This window comes from Arthrobacter sp. 05L44, assembly GCF_056397605.1.
In genome coordinates this window covers 115,646-136,734 of record NZ_JBFTNS010000004.1, presented here as the reverse complement: position 1 = coordinate 136,734, position 21,089 = coordinate 115,646, and the positions used below count along the sequence as shown (strand labels likewise).

18 protein-coding genes are annotated in these 21,089 nt (G+C 68.3%); 17 read left to right on the top strand and 1 reads right to left on the bottom strand.

All coding sequences use genetic code 11. The features are described from left to right. Positions 1–34: 34 nt before the first annotated feature. Entirely contained in the window at positions 35–688 is a 654-nt protein-coding gene (locus AC1DHY_RS10890) for a hypothetical protein (protein WP_476903605.1), read from the bottom strand. Positions 689–796: 108 nt separating this feature from the next. Between AC1DHY_RS10890 and AC1DHY_RS10885 the strand changes: the two genes are divergently transcribed. The 17 genes from AC1DHY_RS10885 (at position 797) to AC1DHY_RS10805 (ending at position 21,064) form a co-directional block, all read left to right on the top strand. Next, entirely contained in the window at positions 797–1,669 is an 873-nt protein-coding gene (locus AC1DHY_RS10885; protein ID WP_476879590.1) for an inositol monophosphatase family protein, read from the top strand. 348 nt (positions 1,670–2,017) lie between these two features. Continuing rightward, entirely contained in the window at positions 2,018–4,636 is a 2,619-nt protein-coding gene (pcrA, locus tag AC1DHY_RS10880) for a DNA helicase PcrA (RefSeq protein WP_476903604.1), read from the top strand. 77 nt (positions 4,637–4,713) lie between these two features. After that, positions 4,714–5,421, top strand: coding sequence for a hypothetical protein (locus AC1DHY_RS10875; RefSeq protein WP_476879592.1), 708 nt, complete (start codon positions 4,714–4,716; stop codon positions 5,419–5,421). 225 nt (positions 5,422–5,646) lie between these two features. Then, positions 5,647–6,816, top strand: a complete 1,170-nt coding sequence (sucC, locus tag AC1DHY_RS10870; protein WP_476879593.1) for an ADP-forming succinate--CoA ligase subunit beta — start codon at positions 5,647–5,649, stop codon at positions 6,814–6,816. Between the two features lie 12 nt (positions 6,817–6,828). Further along, entirely contained in the window at positions 6,829–7,731 is a 903-nt protein-coding gene (gene sucD, locus AC1DHY_RS10865) for a succinate--CoA ligase subunit alpha (protein WP_146335623.1), read from the top strand. 216 nt (positions 7,732–7,947) lie between these two features. Continuing rightward, a complete protein-coding gene (locus tag AC1DHY_RS10860) occupies positions 7,948–8,676 on the top strand; it encodes a FadR/GntR family transcriptional regulator (RefSeq protein WP_476879664.1) in 729 nt (242 codons plus the stop codon). A 230-nt stretch (positions 8,677–8,906) separates the two neighbouring features. Next, entirely contained in the window at positions 8,907–10,256 is a 1,350-nt protein-coding gene (locus tag AC1DHY_RS10855) for an MFS transporter (RefSeq protein ID WP_476903603.1), read from the top strand. 9 nt (positions 10,257–10,265) lie between these two features. Further along, positions 10,266–11,042, top strand: coding sequence for an SDR family NAD(P)-dependent oxidoreductase (locus AC1DHY_RS10850; protein ID WP_476879666.1), 777 nt, complete (start codon positions 10,266–10,268; stop codon positions 11,040–11,042). Between the two features lie 62 nt (positions 11,043–11,104). After that, positions 11,105–12,580, top strand: coding sequence for a four-carbon acid sugar kinase family protein (locus tag AC1DHY_RS10845; protein ID WP_476879667.1), 1,476 nt, complete (start codon positions 11,105–11,107; stop codon positions 12,578–12,580). Further along, entirely contained in the window at positions 12,577–13,449 is an 873-nt protein-coding gene (locus tag AC1DHY_RS10840; protein ID WP_476903602.1) for an NAD(P)-dependent oxidoreductase, read from the top strand. The genes AC1DHY_RS10845 and AC1DHY_RS10840 overlap by 4 nt, the downstream gene beginning before the upstream one ends. A 198-nt stretch (positions 13,450–13,647) precedes the next feature. Next, a complete protein-coding gene (locus AC1DHY_RS10835; protein ID WP_476879669.1) occupies positions 13,648–14,976 on the top strand; it encodes an MFS transporter in 1,329 nt (442 codons plus the stop codon). Further along, entirely contained in the window at positions 14,973–16,007 is a 1,035-nt protein-coding gene (locus AC1DHY_RS10830; protein WP_476903601.1) for a 2-hydroxyacid dehydrogenase, read from the top strand. The genes AC1DHY_RS10835 and AC1DHY_RS10830 overlap by 4 nt, the downstream gene beginning before the upstream one ends. A 9-nt stretch (positions 16,008–16,016) precedes the next feature. Next, on the top strand, positions 16,017–16,706 hold the full coding sequence (locus tag AC1DHY_RS10825) for a GntR family transcriptional regulator (protein WP_476879671.1): 690 nt from the start codon (positions 16,017–16,019) through the stop codon (positions 16,704–16,706). A gap of 92 nt (positions 16,707–16,798) precedes the next feature. After that, a complete protein-coding gene (locus AC1DHY_RS10820; RefSeq protein WP_476903600.1) occupies positions 16,799–17,797 on the top strand; it encodes a sugar phosphate isomerase/epimerase family protein in 999 nt (332 codons plus the stop codon). Positions 17,798–17,861: 64 nt separating this feature from the next. Beyond that, positions 17,862–19,583 (top strand): dihydroxyacetone kinase subunit DhaL, encoded by a 1,722-nt coding sequence (dhaL, locus tag AC1DHY_RS10815; protein WP_476903599.1) that lies wholly within the window; start codon positions 17,862–17,864, stop codon positions 19,581–19,583. Between the two features lie 12 nt (positions 19,584–19,595). Next, positions 19,596–20,114, top strand: coding sequence for a ribose-5-phosphate isomerase (locus AC1DHY_RS10810; RefSeq protein WP_476903598.1), 519 nt, complete (start codon positions 19,596–19,598; stop codon positions 20,112–20,114). Then, complete coding sequence (locus AC1DHY_RS10805) at positions 20,111–21,064, top strand: 3-hydroxyacyl-CoA dehydrogenase family protein (protein WP_476878828.1); 954 nt, start codon at positions 20,111–20,113, stop codon at positions 21,062–21,064. The genes AC1DHY_RS10810 and AC1DHY_RS10805 overlap by 4 nt, the downstream gene beginning before the upstream one ends. Positions 21,065–21,089: the final 25 nt, after the last annotated feature.

The following is a 21,089-nucleotide window of genomic DNA, read 5'->3' as shown; positions in this document are numbered from 1 at the left end:
GCTGCGGACCCGACCCGCTCGACTCCGCGTCCCGTTAGACCGGCGCCGACCCCGGAGCCCCGGCAGGCGCCGGGCGCTTCCGGCGTCCCAGGTACACGGCCACGCCGCCCGCGGCCAGGCTCAGGACAAGCAGGATCCAGCCGGCCACCGTGAGGCCCGACGCGAGGGCCACCTGGCCGCCGTCGACCGTTCCGCCGGACATCATGGCGTCGATGGCGGTATTGCCCAGCAGCCGGACCACGGCGAACAGCAGGGGAAGCGCCCACAGCGCCCAGCGCAGCGGTTTGCGGGCCACGTTGGTGCCGATGAGCAGCAGCCACGTGAACCCGAAGATCAGCGGGAACAGTGTTCCGGCGGTTTTGTGCACGTAGTTGAGTTGCCCGCGCGCGTCGGCGTCCATCGCGGACCGCAGCTGCTCCGCGAAGCGCTGGTCGAAGCCGCCGAACTGGGAATCGGGCATCGGCAGCCCGCCGCTGAGCTGGGTGAGCTGGTTCAGGGTCAGCAGGTGGAGGTACCAGAACAGGAACAGGCTCGCGACGACGCCGGCGATCAGGATCAGGTTGCCGTTGCTCTGGGCCTTTTGCGGGCTCCGGGTGGTGCTGGGATTGATCACCGCCGGGAGGTGGTGCTGGGGAACGGCCGCGTTGGCGCCGTGCTTCTTGATCCGCTGCGCGGGTGTCTTGGCCATGGCTCCATTATCGACCATCCCCGGAACCGGGCGGCCCGTCGGCCCGGCATCCCCGGGCCCAGCGGGTCCGCCTGTTCAGGATCTCCGGGCGCCCGATAGGCTGAACGCGTGAGCGAATCAGGCAGCAGCGACCATGTCAGGCACCGGCTCGGCCGGCACAGCACCGCGGAACTCAACCCCGAGCTGGACGACTACCAGCTCGCCGAAGCCCTGGTACGGGAGGCCGGCAACCTGGCGCTCCTGATGCGGCAGGCGGGGCTGGAGGGCCAGCGGAAGACTTCCGTTTCCGACGTCGTAACGGCCGCCGACCACGCCGCCGAGGCCTATGTCCTCGAGCAGCTGCAGCGCTGCCGGCCAGACGACGGGATCCTCGGCGAAGAAGGCGCCTCCGTGCAGGGCAGCAGCGGCCGGACCTGGGTGATCGACCCCGTCGACGGCACCTACAATTTCCTGCACGGCTCCAGCTACTGGTGCTCCGCCATCGCCCTCAAGGACCCGTCCGGCCCCCTGCTCGGTGCCATTTTCCAGCCGGAAGCGGACAAACTGTGGCTCGGCGGCACCACCCACGCCGCCACCCTCAACGGCGAACCGCTGACGAGCTTCCGGCCCCTCGACGCCGGTGGACGGGGACGTGCCGAGTCCCCGCTGGCCGAACTGGGCGCCGCCACGTATATCCACCCGACCTGGCTGGCCGATCCGATGTGCGCCATGCCCTGGCACGCGGCGGCGACCTCGGCGGCGTCACTTCGTATGTTCGGTTCGGGCTCGTGCGACCTCGGCCGGGTAGCCGACGGCGAGCTGGACTGCTGGTTCCAGCACAGCTCCCCGGAGTGGGACTGGCTGCCGGGCAAGGCCATTGTGGTCGCCGCTGGCGGGACCACCGACGTCGTCCGCGTCAACGGCCTCGAATGGTTCGTGGCCGGCGGCACGACGGCGGTCCGGCAGCTCCGGGCGGCCCTCGAGTCGGGCTCGGTCACGTAACCTCCCCCGACGGCGTGGCCGCCGGCGGGGCATGCTCATCCTTGGCCAGTACGGATGGGCATGCTCGTTCCAGCCGCCCGGGACGGATGGGCATGCTCTTCCTGCAGCCCGGGACCGATGGACATGCTCGTACCTGCCGCTGAGGGATGGGCATGCTCGTCCTCATCACCGGCGGATGGACATGCCCGTCCCAGCAGTCCCTGGCGGATGGGCATGCCCATTGTTCAGCCCTAAGCGTGGACATATTCACAATATGTCCAACGGTCCGCACCAGGGATGGGCATGTCCGGCGGGGCGGGGTGCGGGCGGATCGCGGCGTCAGTGCCACCGCCTAGACTTGTTAACACCATGGATATGTTGTTTGACCCCTACGCCGACGGACCCCTCCGAGCTGCCTCGAACGCGGCGTCACCTGCCAAGGCGTCCGCGAATCCTGGTGCAGGCACGGGCCTGCCGGACCTGCGGCCGGCACCCGGCTACGGCAGCCAGGGTAACCCCGGTACCCAGTTCACCCCCGGCGCCCCGGGCACCCCCGGCGGCCAGGGACACCAAGCCACCCAGCCCAGCCCCGGCCACCACCCCGCCCACCACCCCGCCCACGGCGAGGACTGGGACCGCCCTAAGCTCCCCAACGCTGACGAACTGCTGCAGGGACTCAACCCGCAGCAGGAAGAAGCCGTCAAGCACTCCGGCGGCGCCCTGCTGATCGTTGCGGGTGCAGGCTCCGGCAAGACCCGGGTGCTCAGCAACCGCATCGCCTACCTGATCGCCACCCGGCGCGCGCACCACGGCGAGATCCTGGCCATCACGTTCACCAACAAGGCCGCTGCCGAGATGCGCGAGCGGATCGAGCTGCTGGTCGGGGCCCGGGCCAAGACCATGTGGATCTCCACATTCCACTCCTCCTGCGTCCGGATCCTGCGGCGCGAGGCGGCCAACGTCGGCCTCAACTCCAACTTTTCCATCTACGACTCCGCCGATTCGCTCCGCCTGATCACGCTGGTGGCCAAGAACCTGGACCTGGACCCGAAGCGCTTCGCGCCCAAGGCCATTCAGCACAAGATCTCGGCCCTCAAAAACGAGCTCATCGACGCGGACAGCTACGCCTCCAGCGCCAACTACAACGACCCGTTCGAACAGGCCGTCGCCGAGGTCTTCAAGGGTTACACCCAGCGCCTGCGCCAGGCCAACGCCATGGACTTCGATGACCTGATCGCCGAGACCGTCTACATGTTCCGGGCCTTCCCCGCGCTGGCCGATTCCTACCGGCGGCGCTTCCGGCATGTGCTGGTGGACGAATACCAGGACACCAACCACGCCCAGTACGCCCTGGTGCGCGAGATCGTCGGCGAGGGCCCCGGTGCCGCGGAACTCACCGTCGTGGGCGATTCGGACCAGTCCATCTACGCCTTCCGCGGCGCGGACATCCGCAACATCGTCGAGTTCGAGAAGGACTACCCGGACGCCCGGACCATCAAGCTCGAACAGAACTACCGTTCCACCCAGACCATCCTCAGCGCCGCCAACTCGGTGATTTCCCGGAACCCCAACCGGCCGGAAAAGCGGCTTTGGACGGCGGAGGGCGACGGCGAGAAGATCGTCGGCTACGTCGGGGAGAACGAGCACGACGAGGCGCAGTTCATCGCGAAGGAAATCGACCGGCTCCAGGACGAAGGCAACCTCCGCCCGGGCGACGTCGCGATCTTCTACCGCACCAACGCCCAGTCCCGGTCCATCGAGGACGTCCTGGTGCGCGTCGGCCTGCCCTACAAGGTGGTCGGCGGCACCCGCTTCTACGAGCGCAAGGAAATCAAGGACGCCCTGGCGTACCTGCGCGTGCTGGTCAACCCGGACGACGACGTAAATCTGCGCCGTATCCTCAACGAACCCAAGCGCGGCATCGGCGACCGCGCCGAGGGAGCCATCGCCTCGCTCGCGCAGCGCGACCGGACCTCCTTTATGGCCGCCGCCCGCCGCGCCGACGAGGCGCCCGGTATGGCCACCCGCTCCGTAAACGCCGTCCTGGGCTTCGTCAAGCTCCTCGACGACCTCGCCGAAGTGGCCGCCGGCTCCGGTGCCGCCGCCGCTTTGGAGGCTGTCCTCGAACAAACCGGCTACCTCGCCACGCTGCGTTCGAGCACCGACCCGCAGGACGAATCCCGGGTGGAAAACCTGGCCGAACTGGTCGCCGTCGTCCGCGAATACGAGCGTGACAACCCCGAAGGCTCCCTTGGGGCCTTCCTGGAGCAGGTCTCCCTGGTGGCCGACGCGGACCAGATCCCGGACGCCCCCGGCGCCGACATCGACGCCGCGGTGGCCGAAGCCAAGCGCCTTGGCGTCGTTACGCTGATGACCCTGCACACCGCCAAGGGGCTCGAATTCCCGGTGGTGTTCCTGACCGGCATGGAGCATGGGCTGTTCCCGCACCAGCGCTCGGCCACGGACCCCAAGGAACTGGCGGAGGAGCGCCGCCTGGCGTATGTCGGCCTGACCCGTGCGCGCAAACGCCTGTACCTGACCCGGTCCGAGGTCCGCAGCATGTGGGGGCAAAGCCAGTACAACCCCGCCAGCCAGTTCATCGAGGAAATCCCGGCCGAACTGGTCGAATGGAAACGCGAGGGATCCACCCGCCAGGCCAGCAGCTGGGGGAGCGGGGGAGGCTCGATCGGCTCCAGCCGCTACGGCGGGTCCTTCTGGGGCGCCGGCACTGCGCGCGGCACCGGGGCGGACGCCTCGGCAGGGTTCAACGCCGACGTCCCCGCCGCGATCGCGAAGAACCGGGTACAGCCGCAGAAGGAGATCGTCGCCGTCAGTGTAGGCGACAAGGTCAATCACACCAGCTTCGGCAACGGCACGGTACTGGCCGTTGAAGGCGCGGGGGACAAGACCGTCGCGAAGGTGAAGTTCGACGTCGGCGAGAAACGGCTCCTGCTGCGCTACGCGCCGCTCACCAAGCTCGACGCCTGACCGGCGGCGGGCACCGACGACGCCGGCCCGCCACCCGCCGTCGTCCCTGCACCGCCCGGCGACCGGTGCCGGGCATAATGGAGCCCATGCGACGGACATTCCTGGGGCTTCTGGCCGCCTTGCTGCTGCTGGCGGCCACCGCGTGCACCGTCACACAACGGGACCCCAACTACGTGCCGCCCGCGCCGCTGCCCGCGCTGGAGCAGCTCAAGCAGGCCCCGCTGACGGACCCCGCAACTTTGGGTGCCGGCCAGGACTCGCTGAGCTTCGTCACCGCCGACCACAACGTGGTCTGCTCACTCACCTCCGCCCGGGGCGAGCACATCAACCTGCCGTACGAACAAAACGGGTTCAGCGGAAACGGGACCACCAAGTTCGCCACCGTGCCGGCCGCGCACTGCGAACTGGCGGTCTACCCGAAGCCGAACCCCAAGGACATCCGCGACAACTGCGGCGGGACCAACCTCGGCTACCTGGGCGGCACCGCCCTGTTGACACCGGACAAAGCCGTCTACGGCGAATGCCGGTCCGGCGTCACCCAACAGGAGTCCGAGTACGGTCCCAAGGGCACGCCCAACGGGCCGATCTCCCAGCTGCCGGTGCTCGCGGACGGGAAGAACGTCGAACGCAACGGCCTGCGCTGCTCCGCGTACAACGGCGGCGTCGCCTGCGGAAACGTCTCCGCCGGGGTCGCATTCTTCGTTTCACGCGACCGTTACGAGCTCATCTCGAGCACCCCGAAAACGGCCTCCCCGGCCCCGCCGGACGCCCCAAAAACCCCGTAATCTAGCGGTTTTTCTACGCTCAATAGAATAGTGTCGTTACTCACATAACGGGTACTCTGGGTCGGGCTGGTCCGTTCAAAGGACTAGAGTTCGACAGAGGAGCATTGCGCCGTGTGGCTCGTTTCCAAGCTTGTCGCAGGGTGCGTTTATTCCGCAGCCCGGTAACCGCGAGTACGCGGGGTCCGGCTGTACAGAAACTACTTCGACGTAGAAGGACACTAAACCGTGGACCTGTTTGAATATCAGGCGCGCGATATGTTCGAGGCGCACGGTGTACCCGTGCTTGCCGGCATCGTGGCGCACACCCCTGAAGAAGCAAAGGCAGCTGCCGAGAAGATCGGCGGCGTAACTGTCGTCAAGGCACAGGTTAAGGTCGGTGGCCGAGGCAAGGCTGGCGGCGTTAAGGTCGCCAAGACCGCCGACGAGGCGCATGAATACGCCACCAACATCCTCGGCATGGACATCAAGGGCCACACCGTCAACAAGGTGATGATCGCCCAGGGTGCCGACATCGCCGAGGAATACTACTTCTCCGTCCTTCTGGACCGGGCCAACCGCAACTACCTGGCCATGTGCTCGGTCGAGGGCGGCATGGAAATCGAGCAGCTCGCCGTCGAGCGTCCCGAAGCCCTGGCCAAGGTCTCCATTGACCCCGCCGTCGGCATCGACCAGGCCAAGGCCGACGAAATCGTCGCCGCCGCCGGGTTCGCCGAGGAACTGCGCGGCAAGGTCGCCGCCGTCATCCTCAAGCTGTGGGACGTCTTCAAGAAGGAAGACGCCACCCTCGTGGAGGTCAACCCGCTGGTCAAGACCGGCGCCGGTGACATCGTTGCCCTCGACGGCAAGGTCTCCCTCGACGAGAACGCTGACTTCCGCCACGCCAAGCACGCCGCCCTTGAGGACAAGGACGCCGCTGACCCGCTCGAGGCCAAGGCCAAGGCGCAGGACCTCAACTACGTCAAGCTCGACGGCGAAGTTGGCATCATCGGCAACGGTGCAGGCCTGGTCATGTCCACCCTGGACGTCGTCGCCTACGCCGGCGAGAACCACGGCAACGTCAAGCCCGCCAACTTCCTGGACATCGGCGGTGGAGCGTCCGCCGAGGTTATGGCAGCAGGCCTCGACGTGATCCTGGGCGACCCGCAGGTCAAGTCCGTCTTCGTCAACGTCTTCGGCGGCATCACCGCCTGTGACGCTGTCGCCAAGGGCATCGTCGGCGCGCTGGCCGAGCTGGGCCACTCCGCGAACAAGCCGCTGGTGGTTCGCCTCGACGGCAACAACGTCGAGGAAGGCCGCCGCATCCTGGCCGAGGCCAACCACCCGCTGGTTACCCTGGCCGCCACCATGGACGAGGGCGCCGACAAGGCCGCCGAGCTCGCCAACGCAGCTAAGTAAAGGGACGCGACAATGTCTATTTATCTGAACAAGGACTCCAAGGTCATCGTCCAGGGCATCACCGGCGGCGAAGGCACCAAGCACACCGCCCTGATGCTTAAGGCCGGCACCAACATCGTCGGCGGCGTCAACGCCCGCAAGGCCGGCACCACGGTCCTGCACGGCGATAACGAAATCACCGTCTTCGGCACCGTCAAGGAAGCCATGGCAGAGACCGGCGCCGACGTCTCCATCGTCTTCGTGCCGCCGGCCTTCACCAAGGACGCCGTCGTCGAGGCCATCGAGGCCGGCATCGGCCTGGTCGTCGTCATCACCGAGGGTGTGCCGGTGCAGGATTCCGCCGAGTTCTGGGCCCTGGCCCAGTCCAAGGTGGACGCCAACGGCAAGCAGGTCACCCGCATCATCGGACCGAACTGCCCCGGCATCATCACCCCGGGTGAGGCCCTCGTCGGCATCACCCCGGCTAACATCACGGGCAAGGGCCCCATCGGCCTGGTCTCCAAGTCGGGCACCCTGACCTACCAGATGATGTACGAGCTCCGCGACCTCGGCTTCTCCACCGCCATCGGCATCGGCGGCGACCCGGTCATCGGCACCACCCACATCGATGCCCTCGAGGCCTTCGAAGCGGACCCCGAGACCAAGGCGATCGTGATGATCGGCGAAATCGGCGGCGACGCCGAGGAACGTGCCGCTGATTACATCAAGGCCCACGTCACCAAGCCGGTCGTCGGCTACGTGGCTGGCTTCACCGCCCCGGAAGGCAAGACCATGGGCCACGCCGGCGCCATCGTCTCCGGCTCCGCAGGCACCGCCCAGGCCAAGAAGGAAGCCCTCGAGGCTGCCGGCGTCAAGGTCGGCAAGACGCCGTCCGAGACCGCCAAGCTGCTGCGCGAAGTCTTCGCAGCCCTCTAGGCACCAGCACCACCGCTCCGCACCAGCGCGGGGTCACTGGCCGCCCGTTCCCTCCCGGGACGGGCGAGCCGTGACCCCGCGCTGCGTCGTTAACCGGCTGCGTCGTTAACCGGCTGCGTCGCTAACCGGCGGCGGCGGCACTGAACGCCGCCGCCGGTCGAGTAGGGTTTAGGAAAGGCAAAAGGCGCGCCCCGGGTGCGCAGGCAGGGGATCACGATGGCGGAAACACGGCGGACGCTGGTGGATGTCGTGGTGGACAGGGTCCTCGAGTACATCCTCAGCGGCCAGATCAAGCCCGACGACGCCCTGCCGCCGGAAGCGGACATCGCCAAGGAATCCGGCGTCAGCCGCCTGACGGCCCGGGAAGCGATGAAAGTCCTCAAGGCCCAGGACGTGGTGTACGTCAAGCGCGGCCTCGGCACGTTCGTCAACCCGCCCGAACGCTGGACCGGGCTGGACGCGATCATGCGGGCGGCCTCCCGCGGAGTGGCCTCCGACCAGGTGGCGCTGCGCCTCCTGGAAGTCCGGCGCATGGTGGAAACCGGCGCCGCGGAACTCGCGGCGGCCCGGCACAGCCAGGCCGACCTCGCCGCCATGACGGAGAGCGTCGAGCAGATGGAAGCCGCCCACCACTCCGGCGACGTCGACGCCCTGACCCTGGCAGACATCGCCTTCCACGACACCGTCCTGCGGGCGTCCGGCAACCCCTTCGTGCCGGCCCTCCTGGCCCAGCTGTCCACCCTGCTGTACGCCATGCGGCGGGAAACCTCGGCCTTCCCCGACGTCCAGCGGCACGCCATCCACCACCACAAGGTGGTCCTGGCGGCCATCGCCTCCGGCGAGCCGTCGGCCGCGCGCTCCGCAATGGACGCCCACATCACCCAGACCTTCGAGGACTACAAGCAGTACCTCGCGGTCTCCAGCCGCGGCGCCGCCGCCAGCTGACCCGCGCCCGCGGCCCCGGCGGGCCCCGCGTGCCGCCGTCCCGTCGAAGCTGCACCCGCCAAGCCGAATTACCTCGCGCCTGTTGACGCCGTGCGGCCGTGTGACTAGAATCTCAAACAGATATCAGACATCTGACATCCCAATCACCTCGGAATGCCGCAAGCCAAAGGAGTCTTTATGAGCGCGCACGTCCCTGCCCTGGGCACCCTGATCACCGGTGGAGGCCCGCGATGACCTCCCTGACCGCAACCCCGGCCCTCAGTGAACTGGGCCAGACCACCCTCCGCAAGGTCCGCCGGCGGCTGATGCCGCTGATCGTCCTGCTGTACTTCGTCGCCTACCTGGACCGCAACAACGTCGGCTTCGCCAAGCTCGGCATGCAGGGCGACATCGGGCTGACCGAGGCCGCCTACGGCCTGGGCGCCGGCATCTTCTTCATCGGCTACGCCCTCCTGGAAATCCCCAGCAACGGTGGTATGTACCGCTACGGCGCCCGCAAGTGGATCGCCCGCATCCTCATCAGCTGGGGCATCTTCGCCACAGCCATGTTCCTGGTCAACGGCGAGACCACCTTTTACATCATCCGCTTCCTCCTCGGCGCTGCGGAGGCCGGCTTCTTCCCGGCCATCCTCTTCTACCTCACCCTCTGGTTCCCGGCCGCGCAGCGCGTGACCGTCCTGGGTATCTTCATCCTGGCCCAGCCGATCTCCAACGCCCTCGGCGCGCCGGTGTCCGGAATGCTCCTGGGCCTCGAAGGTGTCGGCGGCCTGCACGGGTGGCAGTGGCTGTACATCATCGAAGGCATCCCGGCGATCGCGCTCGGCATCATCACGCCGTTCGTGATGACGGACCGCCCGGAGCACGCCAAGTGGCTCAAGCCCGAAGAGCGTGACTGGCTCACCACCACCATGAACAAAGAACTGGCCGACAAGCAGAAGGCCGGCAAGCACAACTTCCTGGCCGGCCTGAAGGACCCCCGCACGCTCGCCTACTCGGCCCTGTACTTCGGCCTGGTCTGCGGCATCTACGGCCTGGGCCTCTGGCTGCCGACCATCGTCAAGGCGCTCGGCAAGTTCGATACCGTCCAGGTCGGCTTCATCGTCTTCATCCCCTACGCCATCGCGGCCGTGTTCGTCTACTTCTGGAGCAAGCGCTCCGACCGGACCGGAAACCGGGTCTGGCACGCCAGTGTCAGCATGGTCCTCGCCGCCGTCGGCCTCCTCGGCGCCGGCTACCTGCTCCCGGTCAACGCCGTCCTCGCCATGGTCTTCCTGACCCTCGCGGCAATGGGCATCTACTCGGCAATCGCCCCGTTCCTGGCCATGCCGTCGGCCGCCCTCACCGGTGCCGCAGCCGCAGCCGGCCTCGCCATGGTGAACTCACTCGGCAACCTCGGCGGCTTCGTCGCCCCGTACATCGTCGGCATCCTCAAGGACTCCACCGGCAACAGCCAGAGCGGCCTGACCTTCCTGGCCGCCTGCCTCGCCATCACCGCCGTCGCCACCTACCTCTACGCCCGTAACCGGCCCGAAGGTGTCTCCGCTCCCGCGGCCACCGTCTCCGCCACCGACAGCCACTAGGAACCACCCATGACAGCAAACAACACATTCCCCGCCGAACGAACCGTCGTCCTGACCGGCGCCGCGTCGGCCCGCGGCATCGGCCGCGCCACGGCCGACCGGCTGGCCCGCGACGGCTGGTCGATCGCGATCCTGGACATCAACGCCGAGGACGCCAAGGCGGCCGCGGCGGAGATCGGGTCCAACCGTGCCGTCAAGGCGATCGGCGTCGGCGCCGACGTCTCGGACGAGGCCTCCGTGGACCGTGCCATCACCGAGATCGAGGAGGCGCTTCCGCCGATCGTCGGACTGGCCAACCTGGCCGGCATCAGCTCGCCGACGCCGTTTATGGAGACGTCCGTGGCCGAATGGGACAAGGTGTTCGCCATCAACATGCGCGGTACGTTCATCGTCTCGCAGCGGGTCCTCAAGGGCATGATTGAACGCCGGGTCGGCCGGATCGTCAGCGTCTCCTCGATCTCCGCGCAGCGCGGCGGCGGCACCTTCTCCAAGGTCGCCTACAGCGCGTCCAAGGCCGGGATCCTCGGCTTCACCCGTGCACTGGCCCGCGAAGTCGGCGAATTCGGGATCACCGTGAACGCGGTGGCTCCCGGCCCGATCGACACCGACATCATGGGCGGCACCCTGACGGATGAACGCAAGGCCGCCATGTCCGAGGGCATCATGATGGGCCGCGTCGGCACCCGCGACGAGGTCGCAGCGCTCATGTCCTTCCTGCTCAGCGAAGACGCCGGCTACATCACGGCCGCCACCTACGACATCAACGGCGGCCTGCAGGTCTCCTGACCCCAGGCGCCTCTCGACGTGCCGTGCGGCCCAGGCCGCACGGCACCCGAAAGGACCACAGCATGACAAACGAAACCCACCCCGGCCATCCCGGCCCGCCGGACGCTCCCGCCCCCGTCCGCCTCGCGGACGCCCGGCAGCGGATCCGCGCGGACCGCGCCGCCACCGGCCGCCGGACCGCCGTGCTCGACGACGACCCGACCGGCTCGCAGTCCGTCCACGGCGTCTCCGTGGTCACCGTGCTCGAAGCATCCGAGTACGCGGCGGCCCTCGCCGCGCCGGAATCCACCTGCTTTATCCTCACCAACACCCGCAGCCTCGACGAGGCGGACGCCGTCGCGCTCAACCAGGACGCCGGCCGAGCCCTGTTCGAACTCGAGCAGCAGCTCGGCGCGCCGCTGGACGTGGTCAGCCGCAGCGACTCGACACTCCGCGGCCACGTGATGGCAGAAATCCGCACCCTCGACGCCGTCCGGCGCGAGGTCACCGGCCACGGCTTCGACGGCGTCCTGCTGGCCCCGTCCTACTTCGAAGCCGGACGGTTCACAGCCGGCGACGTGCACTGGGCCGTGGTGGGCGGCGAGCCCGTCCCCGCCGGGGACACCGAGTTCGCCAAGGACGCCACCTTCGGCTACCGCTCCTCCGACCTGAAGGACTTCGTCGCGGAGAAGAGCGGCGGCACCGTAGCGGCCGGGCAGGTGCTCAGCATCAGCCTTGAGGACATCCGCAACGGCGGAGAGGACCGGGTCGCGGAGATCCTGCGCACCGCCGCCGACCTGCAGGTTATTGTCGTCAACGCCACCGACTTCGCGGACCTGGAAATCGTGGTCCTGGGCCTGCAGCAGGTCCAGCGCGAAGGTAAGACGTTCCTGCACCGCACCGGGCCATCCTTCGTCCGCGCGCTGGCCGGGCTGGACCCCAAACCCACCCTGCAGGCTGAGGACATCTGGCCGGCCGGCCGTCCCGCCGGGCACGGCCTCGCCGTCGTCGGCTCCCACGTGGGCCAGACCGCCCGGCAGGTCGCCGTGGCGCAGGCCCGCGGCGGGGTGACCGAGATCGAACTGTCCGTCGCGGACCTCGTCGACCCGGCCGCACGCGCGGACCACATCGCGGCCACCGCCGCCAAGATGGTCAGTGCACTCGCCGACTCCGACGTCCTGCTCTACACCTCGCGTTCGCTGCTGAAGGGCGCGGACGCCGCCGCGAGCCTGGAAATCGCCCGCAGCGTGTCGGCCGCAGTGATTGACGTGGTCCAGGCCGCACTCACCGCACGCCCCGCCTGGGTTATTGCCAAGGGCGGCATCACCTCGCACGACGTGGCTGTCCGCGGCCTCGGCATCCGGCGCGCCACCGTGCTGGGCCAGCTGTTCCCCGGGATGGTCTCCGTCCTCCGGCCCGACGACGCCGCCCCGGGCGTGCAGGGCATGCCGTACGTCGTCTTTGCGGGCAACGTCGGCGACGAAAACGCACTCGCCAACACCATTGAACTCTTCCGCGGCACCCCGTCCGCGGCCCCAGGAAAGGACGTAACCCCATGAGCAAGGTCGGATGGATCGGACTGGGCGCCATGGGCGGCCCGATGGCCGTGGTCCTCGCCAACGCCGGGCACGAAGTCGCGGCCTTCGACGTCGCCGACGGGCGCGCGCAGAGCCTCGCCGTCCCCGGCCTCACCCCGGCCGGGACGGCCGGGGACGCCGTGGCGCAGGCCGACGTCGTCGCCCTGATGGTGGCCACCCCCGCCCAGGCCGACGCCGTGCTGTTCGGCCCCGACCGCCTGGCCGAGGCGCTGCGCCCCGGCACAGTGGTCCTGCTGATGGCCACCGTCGGCCCGGCCGCCGTTGTGTCCCTGGCCGAGCGGCTGGCGCCGTTCGATGTTGACCTGGTTGATGCCCCGGTCTCCGGCGGCACCAAACGCGCCGCCACCGGCGAGCTGCTGATGATGGTCAGCGGATCCGACCGTGCGCTCGCCGCTGTCCGGCCGCTACTGGATGCAATGGCAAGCTCGGCCCCCGTGGTCGGCGCGGCGGTGGGGGACGGGCAGAAGGTCAAGCTCGTCAACCAGCTGCTCTGCGGCGTGCACATCGCTGCCGCGGGGGAGGCCCTGGCCTTCGCCGAAGCCCTCGGCCTGGACCCCAAGCAGACCTGGGAGGTGCTGCGCTCCGGCGCGGCGGCATCCTTTATGTTCGATGACCGCGGCTCCAGGATGGTGGACCCGGACAACACTGAAGTCCGCAGCGCCCTGGACATCTTCGTCAAGGACATGGGGCTGGTGGTCGACGCGGCGCGCGAAAGCACCTACCCGGCGCCCCTGGCCTCTGCCGCCGAGCAGCTGTACCTCAGCGGCCGCCGTGCAGGTCTTGGCCGACGCGACGACTCCACGGTGATCGAGGTCCTGCGGGGCCACTGACGCCCATCCCTCGCCCCGCCCCCGCCCCGCTTCCCCTCCGCCAGCAGCGGCGGGGGAGCGGGGCGCAGTTGTCCCTTACAGAGGCCCAACAAAAAAGATCAACCACCCCTTGCCTTAATCCGTAGATCCTATAGGGTCTACGATTAGTGGTCGCCGCCAACGGAGGCAGCGCGTGTTGAAGACACAAAGGGGTGTGTTGTGGCAACAGAGACAGTACAGACACGGCCGGGCGAATCGGCCGTCCGCAAAACCATCAAGAACCTGCGTTGGTGGATCCTGGGCTGGGCATTGCTGGCCGGGATCGTCAACTACATGGACCGGAGCGCCATTGCCATTGCGGCTCCGGAAATGATCAAGCAGCTCGCCCTGACGAAGACCGACATCGGGTTGCTCGGAACGGTGTTCTCTTGGGTCTATGCCTTCAGCCAGCTGCCCGCCGGCTGGCTCATCGACAAACTCGGTGCCCGCCGCATGTACTTCCTTGCCATAGCGTTGTGGAGCGTCTCGACCGCGCTGATGGCTATCGGCAGCAAGATGTGGCACTTCATCACGTTCCGTGCCCTCCTGGGTATCACCGAGGCGCCTAATAGCCCGGCGTCGGCCAAGGTTACGGCTGAGTGGTTCCCGCGGACCGAGCGGGCGCAGGCAACTGCAGTGTGGGACAGCGGTTCCAAGTGGGGCCCGGCCATTGCGCCGCCCATCCTGACCGCCATTCTCCTCGGCTTTGGTTGGCAGGCCATTTTTGTGTTCCTCGGTGTCATCGGACTGGTGCTGGCAGTGGGCTTCTTCCTCTTCTACCGCTCACCGGAGGAGCACCGCCGGCTCTCGGCGGAAGAATTCGAACTGATTCAGCGCGATCGGCTCGCCCCCGCCGCGCCCTCGGCCCGTGTCTCGTGGTTCGCCCTCTTCAAGCATCGCCAGACCTGGGGCCTGATGGCCGGATTCTTCTGTGTGATCTGGATTTGGAACCTGTTTATCGTCTTCCTGCCGCTGTACCTGCAGCAGGCGCGCGGCGTCAGCATTGCCAACACGGGCTTCCTCGCCGCCGTTCCGTACTTGGTGGCGGCGGTCATGGGCCTGATCGGCGGCTACATCATCACGCGCTACTCCCGCCGCCCGGGAACCAGCCCGTTGGCCGCCAAGCGCCACGTGATGGTGGTAGCTTCCATCGCCTCCGGGGCCCTGGTGTGCCTGGTGCCCTTCATCAGCGACCTCACACTCGCGATGGTGGTTTTGAGCGTGGCCATGGGATGCATTGCCACCATGACGTCGGCGGCATGGGCCATGCCCGGAGACATTGTGGACACCCGGCAGGTGGCATCCCTGGGTGCCATCATGAATTTCGGGGGCTACTTTGGCGGGGCCTTCTCACCGCTGATTGCCGGCATGATCGCCGATGCCACCGGCTCGTACACGCCTTCCTTCGTCCTGGGCGGCGTCATCGCGGCGCTGGCGGCAGTTGCCTATATCGTCCTGGTGAGGAAGCCGATTGAAGTTGGCGGCGCAACCAGCGTGGCAGAGGTATGAGCCGGCTGGCACCGTTCCGGGTCGCCGTCACCGCTGACGCGGTGCGGCCGGACGGCACCTCGATCCATGGCGATCTCGGCCTGCACCGGCTGACCGAGGCCGGTATTCAGTGGCATGTACTCCCCAGCTACGTTGACCCGATTCCTCCCCGGGACCTGGAAGGGGTGGATGCGGTGCTGTCCCTGGGTCACATTCACTTCGGCGAAGAGACACTGGCCGCAGCCCCGGACCTGAAACTGGTGGCGAGGTTCGGGGCCGGTTACGACACGGTCGATCTTGAGGCGTGCACCCGCGCCGGCGTTATGGTCACGAATACGCCGGAGGCTGTGCGTAGGCCGCTCGCTGCCGCCGGTTTGACCCTGGTCCTCGCCCTGGCGCATCAGTTGCTCGCGAAGGATCGGCTGACCCGAACGTCGCGGTGGCAGGACCGGGAACACCACCGCGGCGCGTCCATCGACGGCGCAACGCTGGGCATCGTCGGTTTCGGAAGTGTCGGGGCCGAGCTGGCCCGGATGGCGGCGCCCCTCGGCTTCAAGCTCTTGGGCAACAATCGAAGTGGCCGCCACCCCGAGGCCGCCGGGCTGGATGTGACCCTCACCAGCCTGGACGAGCTGTTGGCCGCGGCCGACTATGTGGTCCTGTGCGCGGCTCTAACGCCTGAGACCGAGAAACTCATCGGCCGGCGCGAGCTGGACCTCATGAAGCCGGGCGCCTTCCTCATAAACATTGGTCGGGGCCGGTTGGTGGATACGGATGCCCTCCGTGCGTCCCTGCAGGAGAACGGCATAGCCGGCGCGGGCCTGGACGTCTTCGAGCCGGAACCGCTCCTGCCCGATGATGAGCTCCTTCGGATGGATAACGTGGTGCTCTCACCCCATTCGCTGTGCTGGACGGCGGATTTCACCCGCGATGTCTCAGCCAGCTCCATCGAGGCTCTCCTTGACGCCGCGGCGGGCCGCCGGCCCCGCAACCTGCTCAACCCGGAGGTGTTGAGCCTGGCTCCGGCGCAGGGCGGGGCGCGGCGGCTATAGGATTTCACTATGGCACTCAAGGAACCGGCCTCCCGCGGCATCAGCAGGCAGGTCCTCGCCGACCACGTCTACGAGGCGCTTCTTGCCGCGCTGATGGACGGCAGGCTCGAAGCCGGCACTCCGGTCAGCATCGACGGGATGGCACGGGAGCTGGACGTCTCTCCCACCCCCGTCCGGGAAGCCCTCGCCCGGCTCGAATCCACCGGCATGGTGCGCCGGACCGCCCTACGCGGGTACCGGGTGGCGCCGCTGTTCACGGCGGACGAGCTGGCGGACCTCATGGACGCCCGCCTCGTGATCGAACCCGCGAACGCCTTTATGGCCTGTAGCCACGCCGACGCCGGGCTGACCGTGCAACTGGCGCAGGCCATCGAAGACCTCAAAGCCGCGCCGCGGGGACCGTCCTTCTCCGAGTTCCGCTCCTACTGGGAAGCCGACGAGCGCTTCCACCGCCTCATCGCCGAGCACGCCGAGAACCAGTTCCTGCTTTCGGCCTACAATGCCCTGGGCGGGCAGGTCCAGCGGTTCCGCTTCTTCGGCGGCCTCGGTGTCACCGATGCCGACTTCGCGATCGCCGAACACACCGAAGTCCTGCGCGCCTTCGAGGCCGGGGACGCCGAGCTCGCGCGCCTCAAAATGATCGAGCACATCGAGGGCGTCAAGCAGCGCTCACAGCACGACAGCGAAGTCCGCAGCTAGCCGAACGGCGTTCCACCCCACAACTAACCCTTGACAAAGCTTTCCTCGCTGATAAATCCTATAGGAAATGTGATTCAAGAGTTGGAGTGACAATGCCGTACACCGCCGAAAACTGGCCCATCACCGCGGCCCTGCTGCAGTTCCCGGGCATCCGCGCCGACGGGACCCCGGTCCAGGACGCTCCCGCCAGCGACTGGCAGCGCGTCTTCGAAGAGGTGGCCGACGCAGGCTTCGCCAACGCCGACCTCACCGACAGCTGGGTCCGCCCGGGAGACCTCTCGCCGGCCCGCCTCGACGAACTCGCGGCCGCAGCACGGCAAGCCGGAATCGGCCTGCCCGCCATCTCGGCCATCCGCCGCAGCGTCATCGACGAGGCGAACTGGGAAGGCAACCTTGCGTACACCCACCGGACCCTCGAGGCCGCCGCGCAGTTGGGCTGCGAAGTCGTCTCCATCGGCCTGCACCAGGCGCTCACCCCGGCCCAGCGCGAACAGCTCTGGTTCTGGACCGTCGAGGGCCACAAGGATCCGGCGGGGGACAAGGAGACCTGGAACAAGGCTGTCACCCGGATCCGCGACGTCGGACGGCACGCTGCCGAGCTCGGCCTGCTCGTCTCCCTCGAAATGTACGAAGACACCTACCTCGGCACCGCTGATTCCTCCGTGCAGCTGGTCCAGGACATCGACCTGCCCAACGTCGGACTCAACCCGGACATCGGCAACCTGATCCGGCTGCACCGGCCCATTGAGGACTGGCGGGAGATGGTCCACAAGACGCTGCCGTACTCGAACTACTGGCACGTCAAGAACTACATCCGGGACGAAAACCGGGCCAAGGACCAGTACGTGGCCATGCCCGCCCCGATGGAATCCGGCCTCATCAGCTACCGCGAGGCCTTCCAGTTCGCCATCTCCGTCGGCTTCCAGGGCATCATCTGCACGGAGCACTACGGCGGCGACGGCCTGAGCGTCACCGCCGCCAACCAGGACTACCTGCGCCGCCAGGTCCTGCCCAAGCGCGACGGGTACAGCCTCGGCACCAGCCTGGTCGCCCAGGGCCGGCAGCAGCCCGCCGCCGTCGCCGCGCACTAGGCCGACGGCGCCTCCGGGCCACCGCCCGTTCCACCTGTCCCACCCACCGGTTCGACGAGGAATCATGACCAAGATATTTGACGATCCCGCACGCTTCGCAGAAGACGCCCTCGACGGCTTCGCCGCCGTGCACCGCCAGTACGTGGCCCGGGTGGACGGGGGTGTGGTGCGCTCCACCGAAACCCCCGCCAACCATGTCGCCCTGGTGATCGGCGGCGGTTCGGGGCACTACCCGGCCTTCGCCGGCCTGGTCGGCGCCGGCCTGGCCGCCGGCAGCGCCTGCGGCAACATGTTCGCCTCGCCCTCCGCGGGCCAGGTCTACCGCGTGGCCAAAGCCGCCCAAACCGGCGGCGGCGTCCTGCTCAGCTACGGCAACTACGCCGGGGACGTGCTGCACTTCGGCCAGGCCCAGGAAAAGCTGAACGCCGAAGGCATCCCGACCCGCACCGTGCTGGTCACCGACGACATTGCCAGCGCCCCGCTCGCCGAGATCGAGAAGCGCCGCGGCATCGCCGGGGACCTCACCGTCTTCAAAGTCGCGGGTGCCGCCGCCGAAGCCGGGCTGGACCTGGACGAGGTGGAGCGGCTGGCGGTCAAAGCCAACCACCACACCCGGTCACTCGGCGTCGCCTTTGCCGGCTGCACCCTGCCCGGCGCCGCGGAGCCCCTGTTCACGGTGCCCGAGGGCATGATGTCCGTGGGCCTGGGCATCCACGGCGAACCCGGAATCTCCGAACAGCCGCTGCCCACGGCCAGCGAACTGGCCGCCCTGCTGGTGGACGGGCTGCTGAAAGACAAACCCGACACGGCCGGCCGGCGCGTGGTGCCGATCCTCAACGGCCTCGGCACCGTCAAATACGACGAACTGTTTGTGCTCTTCGGCAAGATCGAGGCCCTCCTGAGCGCCGCCGGCCTGGAGACCGTGGAACCGGAGTGCGGTGAACTGGTCACCAGCCTGGACATGTCGGGCCTGTCCCTGACCCTGTTCTGGCTGGATCCCGAGCTGGAGGCCTTCTGGTCCGCCCCGGCCGACACCCCCGCGTTCCGCAAAGGCAACCTGGCCCCGCGGGCCCACCGGACCGTGGCCGCCGCGGCCGGCGCCGACGCGGTCACGGCGTTGGCCGCCACCCCGGCGTCGGCCACCCTCGCCGCCACGGCCGTGGGAGTGCTGAAAGTCGCCCAGTCGGTGGTCATCGAACACGAGGAAGCCCTCGGGAAACTTGACGCCATCGCTGGCGACGGGGACCACGGCATCGGCATGCGCCGGGGCGTGGACGCGGCCGTCGCCGCCGCCGAACAATCGCACGCCGCCGGCGCCGGGCTGGAGGAAGTCCTCACCGCCGCCGGGGAGCAGTGGGCCGAGCGCGCCGGAGGCACCTCCGGGGCCCTGTGGGGCGCCGCCGTAGCCGCCGCCGGCCGGGCCCTGGGCAGCAAGGACGCCTACACGCCGGCGGACGCGGCAGCCGCCGTCGCCGCCCTCCGCGACGCCATCCGCACCCTCGGCAAGGCCGAAGCCGGGGACAAAACCATGGTGGACGCGCTGCTGCCGTTCGCCGACGTCTTCCACCAGGCGATCGACGACGGCGCCGGGCTGGCCAGCAGCCTGCGGACCGCGGCCGACGCGGCCGCCGAGGCCGCCGAGGCCACCGCGTCCCTCAGCCCCAAGAAGGGCCGGGCCCGTCCGCTGGCGGAGAAGAGCCTGGGCCACCCCGACCCCGGCGCCGTGTCGTTCGGCCTGATCGCCGGCCGGGTCGCCGACTACGCCGCCTCCATTGAACGCAGCTGAAGGAGTACTCCCTTGACCAACACCACAGATCCCACCGCCACCGAGACGGCCCCCGCCGGCTGGCGGATCGTCGTCGGCAACGACGAAGCCGGCGTCGAATACAAAAACGCCCTGCGCGACCTCCTCGAGGCCGACCCCCGGGTCGCGTCCGTCGAGGACGTCGGGGTCGGCGCCAACGACAGCACCGCCTACCCGCACCTGGCCGTCGCCGCCGCCCGCAAGGTGGCCGCCGGCGAGGCCGACCGGGCCCTGCTGATCTGCGGCACGGGCCTGGGGGTGGCCATCTCGGCCAACAAGGTCCCCGGCATCCGCGCCGTCACCGCCCACGACAGCTACTCCGTGGAGCGCTCCGTCCTGTCCAACAACGCCCAGGTGCTGACCCTCGGCCAGCGCGTGATCGGACTGGAACTGGCCAAGAAACTGGTCGGCGAATGGCTGGGCCACCGCTTTGATGACACCTCCGCGTCCGCGGCAAAGGTGGACGCTATCCACTCCTACGAGGGAGCTTCGGAAGGAATTGAAAACGCATGAGCGCACGTAACATCGCCGTCGTCGGTTCGGGCTACATGGGCGGCGGGATCGCCCAGGTCCTGGCCCTCGCCGGAGCCCGCGTCGCCCTCGCCGACGTCTCCGCCGAAGTCGCCCAAAGCAACTACGAGCGGCTCCTCAAGGAATCCGACGAATTCGTTGACGCCGGGCTGTTCCCGGCCGGCTCCACCGAGCGGCTCAAGGAAAACCTCTGGGCGGCCAAGGACATCGAAGAGGCCGTCGCGGACGCCGAGTACATTGAAGAGGCCGTGCCCGAAGTTCTCGAAATCAAGCACGGCACCCTCAGCCGCATCAGCGCAGCCGCCCGCCCGGACGCCGTCATCGGGTCCAACACTTCCACCATCTCCATCGCCAAACTCGCCGAGGTAGTGGCGAACCCGGAGCGTTTCCTCGGGGTCCACTTCTCCAACCCCGCGCCCTTCATTCCCGGCGTCGAGGTCATCCCGCACGCCGGCACCTCGGCGGCCACCATCGAGACGGCCCGCACGATTGTGGGCGAAACCGGCAAGGAAACGGCCACCGTCAAGGACGTCACCGGCTTCGTCCTCAACCGCCTGCAGTACGCTCTGTTCCACGAGGCCGCGCAGGTGGTCGAGGAGGGCATCGCGACGGCCGAAGATGTGGACACGATGGTCCGCACCACCTTCGGCTTCCGGCTGCCGTTCTTCGGGCCGTTCGCCATCGCGGACATGGCCGGGCTCGACGTCTACGCCTTCTGCTACAAATCCCTGCAGACCGGCTTCCCGGAACGGTTCGCCACCCCGCAGATCCTGCAGGAAAAGGTCGACGCCGGCCAGCTGGGCACCAAGACCGGCTCCGGCTTCCTCAACGTCCCGGCCGAACGGACCGCCGCCCTGGTCGCGTACCGGAACAAGGCCTACGTCGCCATGCAGAAACTCATCGAGGACCTCGGCCCCGCACCCCTGGGCTAGCCCCACCCCATCCAGCCCTAGGAGA

Bases quoted from the DNA above. Each gene is read 5' to 3' on its own strand.
- AC1DHY_RS10830 (WP_476903601.1), top strand. From the start codon at position 14,973: ATGAGCCGGCTGGCACCGTTCCGGGTCGCCGTCACCGCTGACGCGGTG.
- pcrA (WP_476903604.1), top strand. From the start codon at position 2,018: ATGGATATGTTGTTTGACCCCTACGCCGACGGACCCCTCCGAGCTGCC.
- sucD (WP_146335623.1), top strand. From the start codon at position 6,829: ATGTCTATTTATCTGAACAAGGACTCCAAGGTCATCGTCCAGGGCATC.
- AC1DHY_RS10845 (WP_476879667.1), top strand. From the start codon at position 11,105: ATGACAAACGAAACCCACCCCGGCCATCCCGGCCCGCCGGACGCTCCC.
- AC1DHY_RS10805 (WP_476878828.1), top strand. From the start codon at position 20,111: ATGAGCGCACGTAACATCGCCGTCGTCGGTTCGGGCTACATGGGCGGC.
- AC1DHY_RS10820 (WP_476903600.1), top strand. From the start codon at position 16,799: ATGCCGTACACCGCCGAAAACTGGCCCATCACCGCGGCCCTGCTGCAG.
- AC1DHY_RS10860 (WP_476879664.1), top strand. From the start codon at position 7,948: ATGGCGGAAACACGGCGGACGCTGGTGGATGTCGTGGTGGACAGGGTC.
- AC1DHY_RS10890 (WP_476903605.1), bottom strand. From the start codon at position 688: ATGGCCAAGACACCCGCGCAGCGGATCAAGAAGCACGGCGCCAACGCG.
- AC1DHY_RS10855 (WP_476903603.1), top strand. From the start codon at position 8,907: ATGACCTCCCTGACCGCAACCCCGGCCCTCAGTGAACTGGGCCAGACC.
- AC1DHY_RS10850 (WP_476879666.1), top strand. From the start codon at position 10,266: ATGACAGCAAACAACACATTCCCCGCCGAACGAACCGTCGTCCTGACC.
- AC1DHY_RS10825 (WP_476879671.1), top strand. From the start codon at position 16,017: ATGGCACTCAAGGAACCGGCCTCCCGCGGCATCAGCAGGCAGGTCCTC.
- AC1DHY_RS10875 (WP_476879592.1), top strand. From the start codon at position 4,714: ATGGAGCCCATGCGACGGACATTCCTGGGGCTTCTGGCCGCCTTGCTG.
- AC1DHY_RS10840 (WP_476903602.1), top strand. From the start codon at position 12,577: ATGAGCAAGGTCGGATGGATCGGACTGGGCGCCATGGGCGGCCCGATG.
- dhaL (WP_476903599.1), top strand. From the start codon at position 17,862: ATGACCAAGATATTTGACGATCCCGCACGCTTCGCAGAAGACGCCCTC.